This window comes from Rhodopseudomonas sp. BR0G17, assembly GCF_010907025.1.
GTDB classification, from domain to species: Bacteria; Pseudomonadota; Alphaproteobacteria; order Rhizobiales; family Xanthobacteraceae; genus Rhodopseudomonas; species Rhodopseudomonas palustris_H.
Genome location: NZ_QUML01000018.1, coordinates 77066 through 98958, shown reverse-complemented (window position 1 = coordinate 98958; position 21893 = coordinate 77066). Strand labels below are relative to the sequence as shown.

Annotated in this window: 19 protein-coding genes and 1 tRNA gene; 10 read left to right on the top strand and 10 right to left on the bottom strand. The window is 65.8% G+C overall.

Annotated elements, in window-relative coordinates:
- Positions 1–4: 4 nt before the first annotated feature.
- Positions 5–1069, bottom strand: coding sequence for an acyl-CoA dehydrogenase family protein (locus DY467_RS15420; protein WP_164637254.1), 1065 nt, complete (start codon positions 1067–1069; stop codon positions 5–7).
- A gap of 260 nt (positions 1070–1329) precedes the next feature.
- On the opposite strand from DY467_RS15420, the gene DY467_RS15415 reads away from it, so the two are divergent.
- Positions 1330–2112 (top strand): SDR family NAD(P)-dependent oxidoreductase, encoded by a 783-nt coding sequence (locus tag DY467_RS15415; RefSeq protein WP_164637252.1) that lies wholly within the window; start codon positions 1330–1332, stop codon positions 2110–2112.
- Between the two features lie 53 nt (positions 2113–2165).
- Here the strand turns inward: DY467_RS15415 and DY467_RS15410 are convergent, their stop codons facing one another.
- The 3 genes from DY467_RS15410 to DY467_RS15400 all read right to left on the bottom strand — a co-directional run bounded on the left by DY467_RS15410 (position 2166) and on the right by DY467_RS15400 (position 4564).
- The gene (locus DY467_RS15410) at positions 2166–2462 is read right to left on the bottom strand and encodes a GlsB/YeaQ/YmgE family stress response membrane protein (RefSeq protein ID WP_164637250.1); all 297 of its coding nucleotides are present in this window, start codon (positions 2460–2462) and stop codon (positions 2166–2168) included.
- A 72-nt stretch (positions 2463–2534) separates the two neighbouring features.
- Positions 2535–3095, bottom strand: a complete 561-nt coding sequence (locus DY467_RS15405) for a YidB family protein (protein WP_164571797.1) — start codon at positions 3093–3095, stop codon at positions 2535–2537.
- A 137-nt stretch (positions 3096–3232) separates the two neighbouring features.
- Positions 3233–4564, bottom strand: a complete 1332-nt coding sequence (locus tag DY467_RS15400) for a TadE/TadG family type IV pilus assembly protein (protein WP_164637248.1) — start codon at positions 4562–4564, stop codon at positions 3233–3235.
- Between the two features lie 209 nt (positions 4565–4773).
- Between DY467_RS15400 and DY467_RS15395 the strand changes: the two genes are divergently transcribed.
- A tRNA-Arg gene (locus DY467_RS15395) sits at positions 4774–4850 on the top strand.
- Positions 4851–4919: 69 nt separating this feature from the next.
- Here DY467_RS15395 and DY467_RS15390 read toward each other — a convergent pair.
- Together DY467_RS15390 and DY467_RS15385 are read right to left on the bottom strand one after the other, a co-directional pair.
- Positions 4920–5921, bottom strand: coding sequence for an NADP-dependent oxidoreductase (locus tag DY467_RS15390; RefSeq protein ID WP_164637246.1), 1002 nt, complete (start codon positions 5919–5921; stop codon positions 4920–4922).
- Positions 5922–6013: 92 nt separating this feature from the next.
- Positions 6014–6964: an ATP-grasp domain-containing protein gene (locus DY467_RS15385; protein ID WP_164637244.1), complete on the bottom strand. Its 951-nt coding sequence runs from the start codon at positions 6962–6964 to the stop codon at positions 6014–6016.
- A 294-nt stretch (positions 6965–7258) separates the two neighbouring features.
- Here DY467_RS15385 and DY467_RS15380 point away from each other — a divergent pair, with 294 nt between their 5' ends.
- On the top strand, positions 7259–8890 hold the full coding sequence (locus DY467_RS15380; protein WP_164637242.1) for an FMN-binding glutamate synthase family protein: 1632 nt from the start codon (positions 7259–7261) through the stop codon (positions 8888–8890).
- Between the two features lie 31 nt (positions 8891–8921).
- Here the strand turns inward: DY467_RS15380 and DY467_RS15375 are convergent, their stop codons facing one another.
- Both DY467_RS15375 and DY467_RS15370 read right to left on the bottom strand, forming a co-directional pair.
- Entirely contained in the window at positions 8922–10991 is a 2070-nt protein-coding gene (locus tag DY467_RS15375) for a carbohydrate porin (RefSeq protein ID WP_205502409.1), read from the bottom strand.
- 374 nt (positions 10992–11365) lie between these two features.
- Positions 11366–12178: a creatininase family protein gene (locus DY467_RS15370; RefSeq protein ID WP_164637240.1), complete on the bottom strand. Its 813-nt coding sequence runs from the start codon at positions 12176–12178 to the stop codon at positions 11366–11368.
- Positions 12179–12307: 129 nt separating this feature from the next.
- Here DY467_RS15370 and DY467_RS15365 point away from each other — a divergent pair, with 129 nt between their 5' ends.
- The 6 genes from DY467_RS15365 (at position 12308) to DY467_RS15340 (ending at position 18354) form a co-directional block, all read left to right on the top strand.
- Positions 12308–13450, top strand: coding sequence for an ABC transporter substrate-binding protein (locus tag DY467_RS15365; RefSeq protein ID WP_164637238.1), 1143 nt, complete (start codon positions 12308–12310; stop codon positions 13448–13450).
- An 8-nt stretch (positions 13451–13458) separates the two neighbouring features.
- Positions 13459–14289, top strand: a complete 831-nt coding sequence (locus DY467_RS15360) for an ABC transporter ATP-binding protein (protein ID WP_164637236.1) — start codon at positions 13459–13461, stop codon at positions 14287–14289.
- Positions 14286–15110, top strand: a complete 825-nt coding sequence (locus DY467_RS15355; protein WP_164637234.1) for an ABC transporter permease — start codon at positions 14286–14288, stop codon at positions 15108–15110. Before DY467_RS15360 ends, DY467_RS15355 begins: the two co-directional genes overlap by 4 nt.
- The gene (locus tag DY467_RS15350; protein WP_164637232.1) at positions 15110–16096 is read left to right on the top strand and encodes a 2-hydroxyacid dehydrogenase; all 987 of its coding nucleotides are present in this window, start codon (positions 15110–15112) and stop codon (positions 16094–16096) included. The genes DY467_RS15355 and DY467_RS15350 overlap by 1 nt, the downstream gene beginning before the upstream one ends.
- A gap of 2 nt (positions 16097–16098) precedes the next feature.
- Complete coding sequence (locus DY467_RS15345) at positions 16099–16782, top strand: protease inhibitor Inh/omp19 family protein (protein WP_164637230.1); 684 nt, start codon at positions 16099–16101, stop codon at positions 16780–16782.
- Between the two features lie 138 nt (positions 16783–16920).
- Positions 16921–18354 carry a DUF1254 domain-containing protein gene (locus tag DY467_RS15340; RefSeq protein ID WP_164637228.1) on the top strand — a complete coding sequence of 478 codons (1434 nt, stop codon included), beginning with the start codon at positions 16921–16923 and terminating at the stop codon, positions 18352–18354.
- A 90-nt stretch (positions 18355–18444) separates the two neighbouring features.
- Here the strand turns inward: DY467_RS15340 and DY467_RS15335 are convergent, their stop codons facing one another.
- Together DY467_RS15335 and DY467_RS15330 are read right to left on the bottom strand one after the other, a co-directional pair.
- Positions 18445–20070: an AMP-binding protein gene (locus DY467_RS15335; RefSeq protein ID WP_164637226.1), complete on the bottom strand. Its 1626-nt coding sequence runs from the start codon at positions 20068–20070 to the stop codon at positions 18445–18447.
- 24 nt (positions 20071–20094) lie between these two features.
- Entirely contained in the window at positions 20095–20724 is a 630-nt protein-coding gene (locus tag DY467_RS15330) for a TetR/AcrR family transcriptional regulator (protein ID WP_164637225.1), read from the bottom strand.
- 87 nt (positions 20725–20811) lie between these two features.
- On the opposite strand from DY467_RS15330, the gene DY467_RS15325 reads away from it, so the two are divergent.
- Entirely contained in the window at positions 20812–21717 is a 906-nt protein-coding gene (locus tag DY467_RS15325; protein WP_164637223.1) for a crotonase/enoyl-CoA hydratase family protein, read from the top strand.
- Positions 21718–21893: the final 176 nt, after the last annotated feature.

Here is a 21893-nt window from a genome sequence, read left to right as displayed (position 1 = left end):
GCGGTCAGCGCGAAGCGACCAGCGGCCACAAATCATCGGCGCCGCGCGCGGCGACCATGCGGCCGAGCTCGACCGCCCAATGGCTCTCGTTGCCGAAATCGTCGCGCCAGGTGAGCGCGCGCAGGCTGAAGCGATGCAGGATGTGCTCGCGGGTGAAGCCGATCGCGCCGTGCACCTGATGGGCGATCGCCGCGCCTTTCTCAGCCGCTTCAGCGCAGCGAATCTTGGCCGCACTGGCTTCGAGGAACACGGCGTCGTCGAAGCCTTCGGCGCTGCTGATCGCATCGGCCGCGGAGGTTGCAGCAGCCAACGCAGCAGACGTCTCGCCGGCGAGCTTCGCAAGATTGTGCTGCACCGCCTGGAATTTGCCGATCTTCTTTTCGAACGCGACGCGCTCATTGGCGTAGGTCACGCTGCGGTCGAGCAGGGTTTCAAGCGCGCCGGCGATCTGCAGGCTGCGCGCGACGGCGCCCATCAGCATCAGCGAAGTCTGATCAAGCCCTTCGGGCGCGGACGCTGTGGTAATCGGCGCGACCTTGTCGAAGGTGACGACATCCGACGCATCGCCACCAAGGCCGAGACCTTTGTCGATCCGGCACGCGGACGCCGGCACCAGCGCGATCTTCGCGCCGGCGGCGCTCTGCGCCAGCACGGCGATATGCTGCGCGTCTTGCGCGAACGGCACGCTGCGCGCACGACCCGACAGCTTGCCATCGGCATCGAGCGTGAGGCGATCTTTCGGATGGGCCGGCGCGATCGTCATGGCGCCTTCCGGCGCGACGATCTTGCCCTGCGCCAACAGCCAGCCGGCCAGCATGGTCTCGGCGAGCGGCACTGCGAGGCCGGCGCGGCCTGCTGCGTTGAGGACGCCGAAGCCTTCGGCAAGGCTCGCGCCCGAGCCGCCGAATTCCTCCGGCACCCATGACAGCGGCAGCCCGGATTCACTCAGCGCCTGCCACAGCGGCGCCTTCCAGGTTTCGGCTTTGTCGGCGTTGATGGTTTGCGCATCGGCGAGGTCGGCGAAGATCTTCTCCGCGGTCTCGACGACGATATTGTCGGTCTCCGTCACGGCGTTTCCCGGTTGCGCACTCAGCTCCCGGCGGATCGCCAAGCATGTGTGCTGGTCTTGTTGTTGTGCGGCATGATGCGGAAAAGCTGAAACGAACACAAGCGCAGCCGGCACGGGGCGGATTGCGCGCCGGACATGGTCGAAACGCCTCACGCCGCAGGCTTATTCCGCATCATGGGCTTTGCCGGCTTGCTCTCGATATCGCAACCGATATGGTTGCGGCGACGCGGCGAAGCCGGTTCGATGCAAAGGGAGTGAAGATGTCAGACGGACTGAACGTAATCGTCACCGGGTCGGCCTCGGGCCTCGGCGCCGCGACTGCCAAGATCCTCGCCAAGGACGGCGCGCGGCTGGTGATCAACTACGCATCGAGCAAGGACGACGCAGAAAAGACCGCCGAAGAGTGCCGCAAGCTCGGCGCCGCCGAAGTGATCGTGGTGCAGGGCGACGTCGCCAAGGACGAGGATTGCAAGCGCATCGTCGAAGCCGCTGCCCCCTGGGGCAAGCTCGACGCGCTGGTGAACAACGCCGGCACCACCAAGCACGTGGCGCATCATCTGCTCGATCAATTGTCGGCCGACGACTTCCAGCGGATCTACGCGATCAACACCATCGGCCCGTACCAGATGGTCCGCGCGGCGCGCGAGCTGCTCGTCGCCGGCGCCAAGGCGGCCGGCCATGCATCGGCGGTGGTCAACGTCTCGTCGGTCGCCGGCATCAGCGGCATCGGCTCGTCGATCGCCTATGCGGCCAGCAAGGGCGCGCTCAACACCATGACGTTGTCGCTGTCGCGCGCGCTGGCGCCGAACATCCGCGTCAACGCGATCTGCCCCGGCTATATCGATACGCCGTGGTTCACCAAGGGACGCGGCGCCGAGGAAGCCAAGCAGGTGCGCGACATGGTGGTGTCGCGCGTGCCGCTGAAGATCGCCTCGACCGCCGAAGACATTGCCGAATTGGTATGCTTCCTGGCAACGCCGAAATCGAGCAGCATGACCGGCGAACTGGTGCGGATGGACGCCGGCATGCACCTGGCCGGCTGACGTCACATCCGCAGACAGCAGTGAGCGGCCCGGCGCACCGGGCCGCGATAGCCTCAGCGCGGATCGTAGGGATAGCGATTGCCGGGATCGGAAATCACCCGCCGCGCCACCAGCCTGTTCCAGATGAACAGCACCGCCACCGCGCCGATCGTCGCGGTGATGAAGCCGGCGCCCTGATTAGGGCCGTAGTGCCCGATCATCTGCCCGACCGCGGTGGCGAGGAATGCGCCAGCGATGCCGAGGACCGTGGTGAGCACGAAGCCTTGCGGATTGTTCGGCCCCGGCGACAACACCCGCGCGATGATGCCGGCAATAAAGCCGACCAGCAGAATCCAGAGTAACCCGCCCATCTTCCGTATCCTTTCTCACGGTCCGCTCCGGACCGCTCGCAACCAAAGCAACAACAACCCGGCCGCTGCCGATCAGATCCAGCGCGACGCTTCGTCGTCGGTCGGCAGCCGCCCGTCCGGGGTGAGCTGGTCGACCACGTCGGGCAGATAGCGACTGAGGCCGTCGAGCAGTTCGTCGCGCGACATCCCGGTCTGCCGGGTCATCGCGTCGATCTGTTCTGAGCCGAGCGCGTTGGCGAGATCGCTCGGGCCGATCTGCTGGTTGGGGCCGTGACCGACCCAGGAGTTGGCGGCATCGCCGAGGCCATTGTGCTGGAGCTGCCGCAGCAGATCGCCGAGCCCGCCCGACAGCACGCTGCCGGCCGCACCGCCGAGCACCAGGCCTCCAAGGCCGCCCTTAAGGAAGTCACCCCAACCACCGCCGGTATTCGCGGGCGGAGGCGCCGGCACCGGGCGCGGCTGATTGGCCGGCGCAGTCTGCGGCTGGCCGCTGGTCATATGTTTGTAGGCCTTCCACGCCAGCAGCGCGAGAATCGCCATGGTGAACTTGGACATGCCGCCGCTTTTGTCCTGCGGGTCGGCCGGGCCGCGCGGGCCGTTCTGCATGCCGTTGAGGATGTCGAGCAAACCCATCGAGACCTCCTATGTGGTTCCGGCACGGCGCCGCTCCGGCGCGGCGCTCCCGGCCGGCATCACAACGTAGGAAGGGGTGATGGAGTTTCCAAGGCGGACCCGGCGGTCGCACCGAATCCGAAAACCGTACCTGTCGCTCAGCTGGTGATGCGCGCGTCGGCGACTGCCTTCTTGAACAACGCGTTCATCGCTTCGGCGATACCCTGGGTGGGGCTGACCTCGAAGTAGAAGCCCGGCGACGCGCAGGCTTCCATGTTTTGCGCGATCTCGCTGTTCGGCGACGGGCCGTAGGGGCCGGCGTTGAACGGCGCGATCCACTGCTTGTACCAGTCGTTGCTCGGCAGGTTGAGATAGGTGGTGTACAGCACCGCGATCTTGACGCCGCGATCCTTCAAGGTCTTGCACAAAGCCGGATTGATCGGCGACTGGCAGCGGTTGCCGGTCTTCGGCTTCAGGCAGCTCGGATTGTATTCGTCGGCGACGCCGTCGGAGACAAAGAACAGATATTTCTGCGGCGAGCCGGACACGCCCGAGCCGGGCGTGCTGATATCTTTGTTGATGGCAGGAAAGATCGTCGTGTAGCTGGTGTCCTGGTCGTTGTTGTCGTTCTGACCCTTCACCGTCATCAGGTCGATCGCGCTCGCCGCGGTCTTGGCGCTCGACAGGCTCGCCGATACCGAGAACAGGTTGCGCAGTCCGGCGGTCTGGGCCGACGCCCCGAAATCGTAGATCGCCATGCGGAACTGGTTCGAGTAGGTCGCGGTCGCGGTCGCGGTGTCCATCAGTTGCTGCGTGGCGCTGCGCAGTACGTCGATCCGGGTGGTGATACCGAGCGACTTGGCCAGATTGTAGTAGTTATTCTTGTTGTTGACGTCGTGACAGGCGAACGCGCAGTGATCGTCCGACGATTTGTTGGCGGTGGCCGCGATCATCGCCGACACATCATTCGGCGTGGCGCCCACACCCATCGACGGCGAATTGTCGAGCAGCAGATAGAAATCGATGTATTTCGGCATGCTGGCGGTAGCGGTGGACGTGCCGCCCACCGTCATGGCCGACATCCCGACCACCTTCATGAACATCGTCGAGATCTGGGCCGAAAACGTCACCTGCGAGGTGACGACGTCCGACACCTTGGTCACCGTCGCCGATGAGCTGGCGAGGGTGTAGCCGGTCAGGCCGTTCAGATTGCCGTTGAAGATCCGCAGTGCGTCATCCGCACCGGACGAGATCACACCGTCGCCCGACATCGCTCCGGCCGCCACATAGGCCGGCGAGGTCCGCGACACCGCGCCGACCGAGGCCGCATCCGCCGCGGCCTGCAGCTTGCTTCGCAGCGCATTGGCCCGGCTGTAATCGACCGCGCAGCCGATTGCGGAAACCAGCGGAACCAACACCAGCGCAAAAATCACCGCGATATTGCCGCGCCGGTCACGAGAAAAGCGAGCTATCGACCTCGAAAACGTCATGGGTACGCCCGACTAACACAGCCGGGCGCGAACCTAGCGGGGGCCGCCTAAGCAAGATTTAAAGTCTATGACAAAACACCGGCTGGAGCGGGCGCCGGGCGACAATCGGGGGAGCCCGATCGCGGTCAGCAAGCCCGACTTCCGGGTGGCGATCGGTCCGCCGCTCTGCTATGGGAGGCTCCTGCTCGCGGCCCTGGCCGCAGCCGGACGGTCCCGTAGCTCAGCCGGATAGAGCGGCGGTTTCCTAAACCGTAGGTCGGATGTTCGAGTCATCCCGGGATCGCCAGCTTTGCTCCCCGGCACGGCTGGCCGGCACGAGGCCGGCCAGCAAGTCGACGGGCAAGCCCCCCTTAGCTCACACCTTGACCATCCGCTTGCCGCGGTTTTCGCCGGCCAGCAGGCCGATCAGCGCCTGCGGGGTGTTCTCCAGGCCGTCGATGACGTCCTCCTGGACCTTGAGCTTGCCGCTCGAGACCCACTCCTGCAGCTTGGCGACTGCTTCGTCGCGCTGATCCATGTAGTCCATCACGATGAAGCCCTGCATGATCAGCCGCTTCACCACGATCAGGCCGGGGATGCCGCGCGGGCCGGTGGCCGAGGGGGTGCGGTCGTATTGCGAGACCGCGCCGCAGCAGGCGATCCGGCCCTTCATGTTCATCTGCGGCAGGCAGGCTTCGAGAATGTCGCCGCCGACGTTATCGAAATACACGTCGATGCCGTTCGGCGCCGCGGCGCGCAGCGCCTTGAACAAAGCGCCGTCCTTGTAGTCGACCGCCGCATCGAAGCCGAGCTCGCTCACCAGCCAGTCGCACTTCTGCTTGCCGCCGGCGATGCCGACGACGCGGCAGCCTTTGATCTTCGCAATTTGGCCGACGATCGAGCCGACCGAACCGGCCGCGGCCGACACCACCACGGTCTCACCGGCGCGCGGCTTGCCGATGTCGAGCAGCCCGAAGTAAGCGGTCAGGCCGGCGATGCCGTAGACGCTGAGCAGATGCGTCATCGGCTCGACCTTGGGCAGCTTGGCAAGATGCTTGGCGGGCAGCGCCGCATAGTCCTGCCAGCCGGTATCGGCAAACACGAGATCGCCCGGCGCCAGGCCCGGCGCTTTCGAGCTCACCACTTCGGCGACGCTGCCGCCCGGCATCACGCTGTCGGTTTCGACCGCGGCCCGATAGGTCGCGCCCTGCATCCAGGCGCGGTTGGCGGCATCAAGCGAGATGTAGCGAACCTTGACCAGCGCCTCGCCATCTTTGGGCTCAGGAACCGGCGATTCCGCCAAACGGAAATGCTCCGGGCCGAGTTTCTCCTTCGGCTTCTCGATCAGCAGGATCTGGCGGTTGACGGTCGCGGTCATGAGCTTCCTTGTTGCTTGATGGGAATGCGGACGCGACGCGATCTTAGTTGATCCGCAGCGAAAGGAAATCGGCGGCGCCGAACGCTGTGCTGCTAGACCGCCATCGCCTGCATCACGCGATCGAGCGCGCGGGTGTAGACCTGCCGGGCGATGTCCGGAAACCGGCGGCTGAGCGATTCGATCATCACGCCCGAATTGATCTCGAGCACGCGGGGACCTTGCGGGGTCCACACCACGTCGACGGCGCCGAAGCCAAGACCGATCGCACCGGCCGCTTCGGCCGCAAGCGCGACGCAGCTGTCGCGCAGCTCGCCATCGCCGAGTAGTTCGGGCTCCGCGCCGAATTCGAGATTGTGCCGCCAATCGAGCCGGAACTGCGCGCCGGCCGGCACCACGGCATCGAGCGCGGCGTGATCCGCCGGCAGGTTCGCCAGCACGGCGCCGAGCCGGTCCGCCGGGACCGCGTCGAGGAGAAGCTGCAACGCGCTGCGGACGCCGTCGCCGCTGATCGCCGGCCGCTTCTTTTCGTAAACCACCAGCGGCGCCCGATCGAGCAGGATGACGCGAACCTCGCGGGCGATATCGAAATACGTCGCGATCGCCAGATTCTGATTGGCGGCGAAGATCGCGGTGGCGGCCTGTTCGAGTTCGAGCTCCGTCGTCGCCTTGAACACCAGATGACCGCAGGTACCCTCGTTCGGCTTGAGCACCAGCCCGGCCGGATGCGCGCGCAGCATCTCCAGCATCGCCGACCAGTGGCCGCTGCTCGGCACGTATTTGAAGTGCTGGTGATTCATGAACAGCCGGTGCGGCACGCAGGCTAGGCCGGCCGCACCGAGGATATCGGCGGTCGCCGCTTTGTCATTGGCGAGGCGATGCGTCACCGAGCTGTTCAGACCGAAATCGTAACCATAGATGAAGTGCCGAGCCTCGCCTTTGCTCAGCACGATCAGCCAGCCGTCGAGCCCGAGCGTGACGTCGACGCCGCGCGCGCCGCAATAGTCTTTGACGATCCGGACGATCACGCGGTCGGCATATTGCATCGGGGTCTCGTCAACAGGCGGTGACCGGCGCGGCGGACGGCTGCCGGCGGGCGCGCGGTGGGATCGCTTTGCAGCGGCGAAATGTCAAGCCGAACCGCATCGCCCGACTCTCAGGGCGCCAGCCATCGTCACAGGATTGCGACCGCGGCGTGACCGGATGATCGCGGAAGCTCCGAGGTTATCGAGGCCGGCGCGCCGTGCTATACCGCGGCCCGGTCGCCGCACTCAGACGCACGGGGCTCCCCGCTGCGGCGGCCGATCGAACGTCCGTCCTGCCGATCCCGCGGGGATTCCATGGAAACGCTGCTGCTTCCGCTCTCGCCGCGCTACATCGTTCTCACTGTCTGCGCCGTCCTCACCGCTCTCCTCGCCGCACTCGCAGCGTTCGACGCCCACACGCCGCTGTTCGGCGTGGTGCTGGTGCCGCTGCTGGTGTTCGGCGCGCTGACGCTGCTCGGCATCCACGATCTGCTGCAGACCAGTCACGCGGTGCTGCGCAACTATCCGATCTCGGCCCATCTGCGCTTCCTGCTCGAAGAAATGCGCCCGGAGATGCGGCAGTACTTCTTCGAGAGCGAAAAGGACGGCAAGCCGTTCAGCCGCGACACCCGCGCGCTGATCTATCAGCGCGCCAAGATGGAACTCGATAAGCGTCCGTTCGGGACTCAGAAGGACGTCTATGGCGACGGCTACGAGTGGATGCACCACTCGGTCGCGCCGCGGCCGCATGCCGAAGAGCCGTTCCGGATCACGATCGGCGGACCGGATTGCGCCAAACCTTATTCAGCCTCGGTGTTCAACATCTCTGCGATGAGCTACGGCGCGCTGAGCCCGAACGCGATCCGCGCCCTCAATGCCGGCGCCAAGAAGGGCGGCTTCGCGCACGACACCGGCGAAGGCGGCGTCAGCCCGTATCACCGCGAGCACGGCGGCGACCTGATCTGGGAGATCGGCTCCGGTTACTTCGGCTGCCGCACCCGCGACGGCAGGTTCGATCCCGAGGCATTCGCCCGCGTCGCGACCGACGACCAGATCACGATGGTCGAGCTGAAAGTCAGCCAGGGCGCCAAGCCGGGCCATGGCGGCGTGCTGCCGATGGCCAAGATCTCCGAAGAGATCGCGCAGATCCGCGGCGTCGGCATGGACGAAGACTGCGTCTCGCCGCCCTATCACAAGGCATTCTCGACGCCGATCGAGATGATGCGGTTCATCGCCGAGATGCGCCGCCTCGCCGGCGGCAAGCCGGCCGGTTTCAAGCTTTGCGTCGGCCACCCCTGGGAATTTCTGGCGATCTGCAAGGCGATGCTCGCCACCGGGATCTATCCGGACTTTATCGTCGTCGACGGCAAGGAGGGCGGCACCGGCGCAGCCCCGCTGGAATTCATGGACCATCTCGGCATGCCGATGCGCGACGGCGTCAGCTTCGTGCACAACGCGCTGATCGGAATCGGCGCCCGCGACCGCATCAAGCTCGGCGCCTCGGGCAAGATCGCCACCGGCTTCGACGTCGCGCGCGCGATGGCGCTCGGTGCGGACTGGTGCAACTCGGCGCGCGGCTTCATGTTCGCGCTCGGCTGCATCCAATCGCTGAGCTGCCACACCGACCGCTGCCCGACCGGCGTAACCACGCAGGAGCCGTCGCGCTATCGCGCGCTGGTGGTGCCGCACAAGCTGGAGCGGGTTTACAATTATCACCGCGCGACGCTGCAGGCGCTGGCCGAACTGGTGGCCGCCGCCGGGCTCGACCACCCGCGCGACATCCGCCCCTATCACTTCTCGCAGCGGACCTCGCCGTCGGACGTCATCTCACTCGCACAGCTCTACCCGGCGCTGCGTCCGGGCGAGCTGCTGGAAGGCACCGACGATCCCCGTTTCAAGCAGGCCTGGGCGATGGCCCGAGCGGAGAGCTTTGCGCCGGTGGTTTAGCGCTCGGCGTCGCAGCGCCGATTGGGGCGCGTCAGAATTCCCCGTGCACCCGGCCTGAGAACACCGAGACCGGGCCGCGGTCGGCGTTGTAGGCGGGGTTGGCGATCAGCTGATAGTCGGCGGTCGCGGTCCACGACGAGTTGAGCGCCAGCGCATAGTAGCTCTCGAACACCCGCTCGCGGCGATAGTTCAGAGCGCCGTCGCCGATCAGCGGGCCGAGGCCGCCGGCAGCGAGGAAATCGCGGTGATCACGCGACAAGCCGTTGAGCGCGCCGGCGATGCCGATCACATCGTCCGGGCGGCCCCAGCGCTGGCCGCGGATCGACACGCCGCCCGACAGGCTGCTGTCGATATCGGTGAACGCCATGATCTCGTTCTTGCCGTCGTTCCAGCTCCAGCGGCCGAACACGCCAATGTCGTCGGTGACCGCCTGTTCAAGATTCAGCGCGTAACCGTATTTGATCCGGCCGCGGCGGGTCTGGGTGATGTCGAGGTTCAGCGCCGGATCGTTCAGCGTCTCACGATAGCTGCCCGAATAGGTGCTGTTGATGAAGCCCAGCGTGCGCAGCTTGCCGGGAAGGCCGAACAGCGAATAGCGGGTCTCGAGCTCGGCGACGTATTCGCCGCGCTTGAGCAGCTTCATGTCGTAATTGTTCGAATTGGATTCGGCGTCGACCAGGAAGTAACCGGCGCGGATCGCCCATTGTTTCTGGTTGAGTTCGGCGGTGGCGCCGTAGCCGAGGCCGAGCTTGTCGGCGGCGTAGTCGAACGCGCCCGAGGCCCAGATCGACCAGTTCATGAAATCGCGGCGCGGATCGTGCGCGTAGGAGTTGCCGTCGAACACGTCGATGACGCTGAAGCGGCCGACCTGTAACGTCAGCCGCGAGATGTCGGCCTTGCCGGAGAGCTGCGAACCGCTCGACGCGAGCTGCTCCTGCTCGCCGCCGAGCCCAAAGGTCTGGCGCAAATAGAACCGCGACGGGCTGAAATGCGGATAAGCGAAGCCGGACTTTTGGGCTTCGCCGTTCGGGAAGCCGCCGGCGCCGACCGTGTCGCTGAGCCCGTAGCCCTGCAGGAATTCCGGGTTGAAATAGAACTCGCCGCCGTCCCACAGCCGGACATTGGCGAACAGGCTGGTGCTCCAGGTGTTCTTGAACTGCCCGCCGGGAAACAGGCTGTTGGTGCCGCTATACGGTGCCCGGAACGACGGATAGCCCTGCCCGATGAAGGTGGTCTGGCCGTGGAGCTCCCAGCGATCGGTCTCCGGATCGGCCACCGCGGCGAGCGACGGGAAGGCGTCGGTGCTGCCGGTGCCGAACCAGTCGATCTTGCGATTCACGCCGACACGCACGGCCTGCAGGTTCAGCGACGTCGCGTAGCTCGCGCCGGTCGGCAGCGCGACGGTGGCGTTCTGATACTGGCTGTAGAGATATTCGATCCGTGCGCTCCAGTTCGGCGTGAAGCCGTATTCGACGCCGGCACCGGCCGCCCAGCCGATCCGCGCGTTCATCACGCGGCCGACGTCGGGGTCGGTAAGATAGCGCTCGTGCTCGAAAGCGAGGCCGCCGGTGACATAACCGAGCCATCGGCCGGCGATGACGCCGAGCCGGGCCCGGACCGTGCCGTAATAATCGAGGTGCTGCAGCGTGTTGGCGGTGCCATTGTCGAACTCCGACAGCACCGCGTTCTGCGGCAGATAGCTCGGGAACGAGATGTCGGCCTCGACACCGAGCAGCAGGTTCGATCCGGTGACGAAATTATAGCCCGCCTGGGCGCCCGCGGTGGCTCCACCGGCGCCGTTGCTGTTCTGCGCAATCGAATTGGCGTCCTGCAGCGTCGCGCCGGCATGGCCGCGGACGTAACCCGCATGGGCACCGACATAGAACCCGCTCCAGTCATACGCCGGGTCCGGCCGCGGCTTGCCAATGCCGCCCGCGGCCGCGCCCTGGGGCAGCAGCAACGCGGCGGCGGTCGCCGCGCCGGCGATCAGCGTCGAGGCGGACGGACGCCGAAAGGTCCGATTGTGCGGCGTGCACAGCTCACGCGAGGCGAGGTCGCGGCGGTCCGAAATCGGGCTAGCGGGGCATCGTCGAACAGTCATCAAGCTCACCTGAAACGCAAAAGAGCGCGCGGCGATTGGTCGCGCCTCGTCACCCCGACGGCATCTGAATGTCGTTCGCAACCTGACGAAAGTCGGAAGCAGTGTCAGCTTATGAGGGCCAGCGACACGCAAAAGCGCCATCTACCGCACACAACTCGAAGCGTCGGGAGCAGGACAGCGCCAGTCTAGAATTCCTCAAAGTCCAGATGGCACGGTAACTTACTGCCGTTGATGAGGCGCGCGTGAGGCCGGCGGCCTCTCGGCCTCAAAAGATCGAGTGGTATCAGAGGAAGAGCCGGTCGGCCGGGCACGGCGCAGGTGAGCCGCGACGCAACCCAGCGTGGCGACCCCGCCGATGTGCTCGGCGGATCCCCTCAGGCGGAGGGTTTGGTCGACAGCGCGGCGAGATCGAAGCGGTGCATGTCGGCCAGCAGCTCGCAGAACGCGCCGGCCCCATGGTCGAGCAGCCGCCGTCCCTTCTCGGCAGTGGCCGCGGAGGCGTCGCCGATAGCGCCGCTCGGGTGCAGGTCTTCGGCCGCCCAGGCAAACGGCGCCGGCCGCTGCGCCGACAACCAACGATAGGTTTGCTCCATCGCCACGCTCGCCGGGCGGAAGTCGGCGATCCGATCGGCCCGCACCAGCTCCGGCGCATGCGCCAGCATGATCGAGGTCTCGGTCGCGCCGCCATGGATGCCGTGGCGCAGCTCGTCGGCGGCGAACAGCCCGTCGGGCACGCCGAACCGCGCCCAGCCGGTGGTCACCACCAGCATCCGGTGCCGGACGCGCAGGTCCTGCGCCACCAGGCCCATCGCGGCGCTGTTGCCGCCATGGCTGGTCACCATCACCAGCTTGCGCACACCCGCCCGGGCGATGCTGTCGCCGATCTCGGTCCACAGCTTCAGCGCGGTCTCGGTCGATAGCGTCAGCGTACCCGGGAACGACAGATGCTCGGTCGACAGACCGATCCCCTGCACCGGGAGGAACGTCGCGGGAATGTCGTCCGGCAGGCGATCTCTCACCCGCGCCAGGTAGGCTTCCGCAATGGTGACGTCGGTCGACAGCGGCAGATGCGGCCCGTGCTGCTCGATCGCGGCGAGCGGCAGCACCGCAATCCAGCGCGACGGATCAGCGCCGGTGATCTCCGGCCAGTAAATCGCGCTCCAGTCGCGGGGCGGCAGCTTGGTCATCGGCGAAATGCGGGGTGACGGAGAAGTGGTTCAAATGCCGGCATTGTTTCGCTATCAATCCTGAAACGCTCGAATCCGCGCCGCCCTGATGCCGCCATCATGGGCCAAAATGAACGACGGAGTCCAACCATGAGCCCCGCTTTCCTGCTGCGAGCGTTAACCGGGGTACTGTTGGCGGTGGGAGTGGCGCTGGCTTCTCCCGTTGATGCCTCCGGCCACGGCCATGGCGCCGAAAAACCGGTCGAAAAGCCGCCGGAACCGCCGCCCCCGCCCCGGCCGAAGAAGCCGCAGCCGCCGAAGGTGCAGCCGGTCCGCAAAGTGCCCGAAGGCGGCTTCGACAAGGTGTCGTTCGGCACCAATTGGGTGGCCGAAGGCGAGCACGGCGGGTTCTTCCAGGCGGTCGCGGACGGCACCTACAAGACCTACGGCCTCGACGTCAGCATCGTGCCGGGCGGCCCCAACGTGAACAATCGGGCGCTGCTGATCGCCGGCAAGCTCGACTTCTTCATGACCGCCAACACGCTGCAGTCGTTCGACGCGGTGGCCAACAACGTGCCGGTGGTGGCGATCGCGGCGATCTTCCAGAAAGACCCGCAGGTGTTCGTGTCGCACCCGGAGTCGAAGATCGAAACGCTGGACGATCTGAAGCCGCTGACGCTGTTCGTCTCCAAGGAGGGCATCACCAGCTACTTCCAGTGGCTGAAATCCGAATACGGTTTCAGCGAAGCCAAGGTGAAGCCCTATACCTTCAACCCGCAGCCGTTCATCATCGATCGCCGCAGCGCGATGCAGGGCTACGTCACCTCCGAACCGTTCACCGTCGAGCAGGCCGCCAAGTTCAAGCCGAACGTCCTGCTGCTGGCCGATTACGGGCTCAACGGCTACTCGACGCTGATCGAAACCCGCCGCGATCTGATCGATAAGAATCCCGACATGATCCAGCGCTTCGTCGACGCTTCGATCATCGGCTGGTACAATTATCTGTACGGCGACAATTCCGCCGGCAATGCGATGATCAAGCAGCTCAATCCGGAAATGACCGATGAGATGCTGGCCTATTCGGTCGATAAGATGAAGCAATACGGCATCGTCGATTCCGGAGACGCCATCAAAAATGGCATCGGCGCGATGAACGACGAACGCTACGCTTCGTTCTTCGACAAGATGGCGCGGGCCGGCGTGGTGACGCGCGGCCTCGACTTCCGCAAAGCCTATACGCTGCAGTTCATCAACAAGGGCGTCGGCGTCGACCTGCGCCCGAAGCAGAAATAGCCGGCCGCATGGCCTCATCGCCGCGACCGTCCGCTGCGGATGCCGGCGCCACCGGGCCGGCGATCGAACTGCGCGGCGTCACCAAGACCTACCGCACCGGCACGCTGGCGCTCGGCCCGATCGACCTCAATATCGGCCGCGGCGAGTTCGTGTCGCTGCTCGGCCCCTCCGGATGCGGCAAGTCGACCGCGCTACGGATGATCGCCGGATTGGCAGCGCCGTCCTTGGGGCGGATCGAGGTCGGCACCGCGTCGCCGCGCAGCCGCGGCGAACATCCGATCGGCTTCGTGTTTCAGGAGCCGACGCTGATGCCGTGGGCGAACATCCGCCACAACGTGGCGTTGCCGCTGAAGCTGGCGCATGTCGCCAGCGCCGAAATCGCCCGGCGTGTCGACGAGGTGCTGGCCCGGGTCGACCTAGCCGAGTTCGCCGACGCGTTTCCGCGCGAACTATCCGGCGGCATGAAGATGCGAGCGTCGCTGGCGCGCGCGCTGGTGACGAGGCCGGACATCCTGCTGATGGACGAGCCGTTCGCCGCACTCGACGAGATCACCCGGTTCCGCCTCAATGACGATCTGCTGGTGCTGTGGCGCGAGCTACAGATGACGGTGGTGTTCGTCACCCATTCGGTGTTCGAGTCGGTGTATCTGTCGCAGCGCGTGGTGGTGATGACGCCGCGCCCGGGCCGGATCGCAGCCTCCTTCGATATCGATGCACCGACATCCCGCGGCGAGGAGTTCCGGCTCTCGGCCGACTATGCGGCGCAGTGCCGCGAGGTTTCACGCGCCCTCGCGTCGACAGGCGAAAGCCCCACCACCACACGCGAGGCGCGGGTATGAGCGCCCTGCCCACTTCACGTGACGACGCTTCTCCGCTTGGCGCCCGCGCCGGGCTCCGGGTCGCGCTGCCGATCGTGGTGCTGATCGCTGCGATCGTCGCGTGGGACCTGATCGTCAGACTCAATCAGATCCCGCCTTACGTGGTGCCGGGCCCGGTGCTGGTGGCTTCGACGCTGATGCAGGACTGGCCGGTGCTGTTCGGCTCGCTGCTGACCACGCTATGGACCACGCTGGAAGGCTTCGTCGCCGCCGCGGTCGGCGGCATCGCCCTGGCGCTGTTGTTCAACCAGTCGCGCCTGCTCGAATATTCGCTGTTCCCCTATGCGGTGGTGCTGCAGGTCACGCCGGTGATCGCGATCGCGCCGCTGCTGCTGATCTACCTGCCGCAGGAAACCGCCGTGATCGTCTGCGCCTGGATCGTGGCGTTCTTTCCGGTGCTGTCCAACACCACGCTCGGCCTCGACTCGGTCGACCGCAATCTGGCCGGGCTGTTCCGGCTGTATGGCGCCTCGCGCTGGCAGACGCTGCTGCGGCTGAAGCTGCCGGCAGCGCTGCCCTACATCCTCGGCGGCCTGCGCATCGCCGGCGGACTGTCGCTGATCGGCGCCGTGGTCGCCGAGATCGCGGCCGGTTCGGCCGGCGCCGGCTCGGGTCTCGCCTACCGGATTGCCGAATCCGGATACCGGCTCAACATTCCGCGCATGTTCGCAGCATTGCTGTTGCTGTCGACGGCGGGCATTGTGATCTATCTGCTGCTGGCGCTGGTGTCGCATCTGCTGCTGCGGCGCTGGCACGAGAGCGCGTTGGGAAAGGATAATTGATGCCGGGGGAAACGGGCGCGTCGGAGCCGATTGATCTGTTGATCTACGGCCCCCGTAAGGAGGTCATCGATCAGGGCTTCCCGGCCGGCTATGTGCTGCACAAATGCGAGCGCGCCGACGACCTCGAAAAGCTGAGCGACGAGGCTCGCGGCCGCATCCGCGGGATCGCGGTCACCGGGCTGGTGCCGACCGGCGCAGCGATGCTGGCGCGGTTTCCGAAACTCGAAATCGTGGCGAGCTTCGGCGTCGGCTACGATCATGTCGATTCCGCCTGGGCGGCGCAGCATGGCGTGATCGTCACCAACACCCCCGACGTGCTCACCGAGGAAGTCGCCGATACCGCGCTCGGGCTGCTGATCGCGACGTTGCGCGAATTCATTCGTGCCGACAAATACGTCCGCGCCGGAAAGTGGCAGACTCAGGATTATCCGCTCAGCACCGGCTCCTTGCGCGACCGCAAGGTCGGCATGGTCGGCATGGGCCGGATCGGCCAGGCGATCGCCCGCCGGCTCGACGCCTCGCTGGTGCCGGTGGTGTATCACTCGCGCAATCCAGCCGCCAGCGTCGCCTACCAGCACTATCCGAACCTGATCGAGATGGCCAAGGAGGTCGATACCCTGGTGGTGATCACGCCGGGCGGCCCCACCACCGCCAAGCTGATCAACGCCGAGGTGCTCGATGCGCTCGGGCCGCGCGGCGTGGTGATCAACGTCGCGCGCGGCTCGGTGATCGACGAAGCGGCGCTGATTGACGCCCTGAAGTCCGGCAAGATTCTCGCTGCCGGCCTCGACGTATTCGCGGCCGAACCGAACGTTCCCGAAGAGCTGCGCGCGATGGACAACGTGGTGCTGCTGCCGCATATCGGCTCGGCCTCGGTGGTGACGCGCAATGCGATGAACCAGCTGGTGGTCGACAATCTGAAAGCCTGGTTCTCGGGCCAGCGGCCGCTGACGCCGGTGGCCGAAACGCCGGTGAAAGGCCGCTGACGATGTGGCGCGCGTTCGGCACGGTGATCCTCTCGGCGCTGCTCGCGTCCGCCGCCGCGGCGCAGGACGCAGCCTCGATGAAGAAGGAGATGGTCGGCCAGTGGGAATTGGCCACCACCGAACGTAGCAAGACCTGCGTCGTGACGCTGACGTCCGAGCCCGCCGCCAAGGGGCTGAAACTGACTCTCGAGCCGGACTGCGCCAAGACGCTGCCGTTCACCAAGGCGATCACCGCCTGGGACGTCAAAGGCCTCGACATCGTCCGGCTGGAGACCGCCGACGGCGACTCGGTGATCGATTTCACCGAGGTCGAGAGCGGCATCTTCGAAGGCCATCGCGATGGTGAAGGGATCTACATCCTGCAGAACCTGGTCGCGGCTCGCTCGCTCGCCAAATCGATGGAGCAGATGATCGGTGACTGGACCATGGTGCGCGGTAACGGCCGCCAGGTCTGCGGCCTGACACTCACCAACACCGAAGCCGGCAACGATAATTTCCAGGCATTCCTGAAGCCGCGCTGCGATGCGCAGATCGCCGGATTCGGTCCGACGATGTGGCGGCTCGAGCATGGTGCGATGCTGCTGGTGGCGCCGAACGGCGATAATTGGCGGTTCGAGGCCGACGACAATGCGCAGTGGCGCAAGGTGCCTGATACCGCCGACCCACTGATCATGCTGCGGCAGTGACTTCGTAGAGTTACCAGTCAGCTTCCCGTCTCAACGACCGAGATTCTGGTCGTTTGACCTGCGTCATAGCTCAGCCGGCACACAACTCAGCATCCTGCCCGGAACGCCATCTGCGATGCGTCGAGGGAGGACGGCAACATGATTGGCTGGTTGAAGGCAATGTCGGCGGCCGCAACGGCCGCGCTGCTGCTGATGACGGTGCCAGCGCGAAGCGAGCCGGCGCCGGTCTCCGACGAGGAGGCGCTGAGCCTCGGGATCGATGCTTATTTGTACTTCTATCCGCTGGTGACGATGGACCTCACCCGCAAGCAGTCGACCAATGTCGAGGCGGGCAAGGAGTTCGGCAAAGGGCCGATGAACAGCTTCGTCAGCGTGCCGGCCTATCCGCCGGCGGATTTCAAGACGATCGTGCGGCCGAATTTCGATACGCTGTATTCGATCGCCTGGCTCGATCTGTCGCGAGAGCCGATGGTGGTGACGGCGCCTGACACCAACGGCCGCTACTACCTGCTGCCGATGCTCGATATGTGGACCGACGTGTTCGCCTCGCCCGGCTGGCGCACCACCGGGACCCAGGCGCAGAAATTCCTGGTCACCGCGCCCGGCTGGAGCGGCGCAGTGCCGGCTGGATTGCAGCGGATCGAGGCGCCGACGCCGATCATCTGGATCATCGGCCGCACCAAGACCGACGGGCCGGCGGACTACGCCGCGGTGCACCAGATCCAGGCCGGCTACACCGCGACGCCGCTATCGCAATGGGGCAAGCCGCCGGTACCGGCCCCTGCCTTCGTGCCCGATCCGGCGATCGACATGAAGACACCGCCGAAGCAGCAGGTCGACAGCATGCCGGCCGGTCAGTTTTTCGCCTACGCGGCCGAGCTGCTGAAACAGAACCCGCCGCATATCACCGACCAGCCGATCATCGCGCGGCTGCGCCGGATCGGGCTGGAGCCGGGCAAGAGCTTCGATCTCGACAAAGCCGCCCCCAATGTGCGCAAAGCACTCGGCGCAGCACCGGCCGAGGCGCTGAAGCTGATGAGCTGGAAGATGCCGACCATGGCCCGCGTGACCAATGGCTGGAGCATGAACATCGACACCATGGGGGTGTACGGCAATTACTACCTGAAACGCGCGATCGTCGCCCAGTTCGGGCTCGGCGCCAACGTGCCTGAGGACGCGATCTACCCGGTCAACATCGCCGACGAAACCAGCAAGCCGCTCGACGGCACCAGCAACTACGTGCTGCGTTTCCAGAAAGGCGCCACGCCGCCGGTCGACGCGTTCTGGTCGCTGACGCTGTACGATTCCGACGGCTTCCCGGTGCCGAACGCGCTGCAGCGCCAGGCGCTGAGCAGCTGGATGCCGCTGAAGCCCAACGCCGACGGCTCGCTCGACCTCGTGATCCAGAACGCCAACCCCGGCACCGAGCGCGAATCGAACTGGCTGCCGGCGCCGAAAGGACCGTTTACCCTGACGATGCGGATGTACGCACCCAAACAGGAAGCCCTGACCGGCCGCTGGGCTCCGCCTCCGGTGACACGCGTGCAACCGCCCACCGGATTCAGTCAGTAGATCACCAACACACGACTGAGCGGCACGCCGACATGGCGCGCCGCTCGCCTCAAAGCAACGGTCCAAGACCGGAGCCGCCGCGGCGGGCCATCAGCTCAGGCGCTGCAACTCACCTTCGACCGCCGCGTCGCGGAGGCGGAACTTCTGGATCTTGCCGGACGCCGTCAGCGGGAAACCCGTGCAGGCGTACCAGACCGTCGGCGCCTTGTGCGGCGCGATCTCAGTCTTGCAGAAGGCGCTCAGCTCGGTGGCCGTTACGGACACATCCGGCACGAGCCGGACTGCGGCGGCGACCACTTCGCCCCATTTGTCATCCGGCGCTCCGAACACCGAGATGTCGGCAACAGCGGGATGCCGCAGCAGGCAGGCTTCGACTTCGGCCGGATAGATATTCTCGCCGCCGCGGATGATCATGTCCTTGAGCCGGCCGGTGATCCGCAGATAACCGGCTTCATCCATCGCGCCGAGATCGCCGGTCCTCAGCCAGCCGTCAGCCGTGATGGTCTCGCTGGTCTCTTGGGGGGCGTTGAAGTAACCGAGCATGGTCTGATAGCCGCGGACCTGGATCTCTCCCTCGACACCGATGCCGACCACGCGGTCGCCGTTCGGATCGACGATCCGCACCTCGACGTTCCACAGCGGCCGTCCGACCGTGTGAATGCGCTGCTCGTCCGAATCGTCGATGCTGGTCTGCGAGACGATCGGGCTGAGTTCGGTCTGGCCGAACACGGTGAGCAGCGGCAGCTTCAGCGCGTCGTGAATCCGGCGATGCAGTTCGGGCGGCACCTGTGCCCCGCCGGAGGCAGCGACGCGGAGCGAGGACAGATCGCGCGGCGCCTGCAGCTGAGCATCGATCACCGCGAGCAGCATCGTCGGCACGCCGAACAGCGTGTCGGCGCGGGTGTTCGCGATCGCATCGAGCACCGTGCCCGGATCGAACAGCAGCGGCAGCACCAGAGTCGAACGCGAATTGAGGCAGCCTAAGACGCTCATGATCGAGCCGGCCGTATGAAACAGCGGCATCGGGCTCAGCAGCACGCTGTGATCGAGCCCGGCGCGCGCCGCGACGTAGCTGGCGTTGGTGATCAGCCCGCGATGATGCAGCAGCGCACCTTTGGGACGGCCGGTGGTGCCCGAGGTGTACTGGATCTGTGCCGGCTGACCGGGGTCGATCCGCGGCAGAGCACCGATATCGGTGCGGCGGACCTCATCGAGCCAGCCGCAGAACGAAATGCAGCGTAGCTCCGCAGAGGCAAAGCCGCGCGCCACCGCGCCAGTGTCGACGCCGCGGAATGCATCGAGATGGAACAGCGCCACTGATTGCGATTGCTGCAGCACGAACTCCAGCTCCGACGCCTTCAGGGCCGGATTGGCCGTCACCAGCACAAAACCAGACAGCGCCGGGCCATATTGCAGCACGATCCATTCGGGCACGTTCGGCGCCCAGACGCAGATGTGGTCACCGGTCTTGAACTGCGTCAGCAGCCAGCTGGCGCAGCGGCGCGCGTCATCGTTGAGCTGTGCATAGGTCCAGCTGCGGCTGGTGCTCGCGGCGCCGACCGGCGAGTCCATACCATTCGGCACGACTTCGACCAGCGCCAGTCGGTCGCCTTCCTGCGCCGCGACCTCCGCCAGTACGTCGCCGATCGCAACGTCGAGCACCGGTCGCGACAGATCCGCAGCCCAATAGGACTCGCGCAGCGGCGGTGAATTCATCGTTCCCTCCTTGGATTTTACTGATTACGCCTTGCTGGCGCTTCTGGTCGTTAGGCCGCGTTCAAGGATCGGCCGGATCGCCTCGGTCCAGGAGGCGATCAGTTCGTCCCGCCGTTTCGGCGACAGCCGGACGTTCTCCGAGATCGCCAGCCCGCGCATGAAATGCTGAGTGAGCGCAACAATTTCGGCGTAGGAGTCCGACTTCGCCCAATCGCCGAACAACTGATAGTGGACGCGGTCGATCTCACGCTTCGCCAGCCGTTCGGCGGCGATCAACGTCTGGCGCAAGGCGCTGTCGGTGCGCGCCACCGCCCAGAGTTCGAGTTCGGCCAGATACGCCGGCTGCCGCGCCGCAAAGGCGAGCGCGCCCATCGCAACCTTCAGCCGGTCGCCGCGACTGGGCAGCGCTTCGACGAAGCTGCGTACTGCATACTCGTTGCGCCGGATCAGCTCGGAAACGCTCGCGGCGAGCAACACTTCGCGGCTCGGAAAATGATGCAGCAGCGCGCCGCGGCTGACGCCCGCGCGGTGCTGCACCGCCAGCGTCGATGTCCCCGCCACGCCGAGCTCGATCAAGCATTCGACCGCCGCGTCGAGCAGACGGTCGCGGATCGCGGGCGGGCTATCGGCAGCATCGGACCGGGTCCGGTTCATCTCGTCTCCTGAACAGTCAGGATTGACTGTAGCAGGGAGCGCCGTACAGTCAACGTTGACTGTTTACAGAAAACTACGGAGGAAGCTTTGCCCCAATTCTCGACCTTGACGATCGCACCGGACCCGAACGCCCCGCGGATCGCGCGGCTGGTGCTGAAACGCCCCGACCGCTTCAACGCCATCAACGACGCGATGCCGCGGGACATCCGCGCCGCGGTGGAATGGGCGCAAGCCGAGGACGCAATCCATGTGATCGTCATCGAAGGCGCCGGGAAGGGCTTTTGCGGCGGCTACGATCTGGTCGACTACGCCGAAAGCGACATCGACCACCCCTGCCAGCAGGAAAAGGAGCCGTGGGATCCGCTGGTCGACTACGCGGCGATGAAGCGCAACACCGAGGACTTCATGAGCCTGTGGCGCTGCTCGAAGCCGACCATCGCCAAGATTCACGGCGCGGCGGTCGCTGGCGGCAGCGACATCGCGCTGTGCTGCGACATGATCGTGATGGCCGACGACGCGCGCATCGGCTACATGCCGACCCGCGTCTGGGGATGCCCCACCACCGCGATGTGGACCTTCAAGCTCGGCCCGACGCGCGCCAAGCAGATGATGTTCACCGGCGACGTGATCACCGGCAAGACCGCGGCCGAGTGGGGCCTCGTCAATCTGTCGGTGCCGGTCGCCGAGCTGGAAGAGGCGACGATGAAACTCGCCACCCGCGTCGCCGGCGTGCCGAAGAGTCACCTCGCGATGCATAAGCTCGTGGTCAATCAGGTGATGTTGAACATGGGCCTGGAGCAAACCCAGATGCTCGCCACGATCTTCGACGGCGTCTCGCGGCACAATCCCGAAGGCCTGTGGTTCCGCCGCTACGCGCAGGAATCCGGCTTCAAAGCCGCGATCGAATGGCGCGACAGCGGCCGCCCGATCCCCGAGGGCGACGACGCGCGGGCGCGGATCAGGGAGATCGATGAACGGAGAAACGCGCGTTAGTGCTTTCTCTGTCCATCAACGAGTTCAATAACCGCGTCATGGCGGGACAAGCCGGCCATGACGACGGCGCCATACCCTTTCCGTCATCGCCCGCGCAGGCGGGCGATCCAGTATCCCGGTGCGTTCGCTTAATCAGCGAGCGCACCGCCGTACTGGATCCTCCGCTTTCGCGGAGG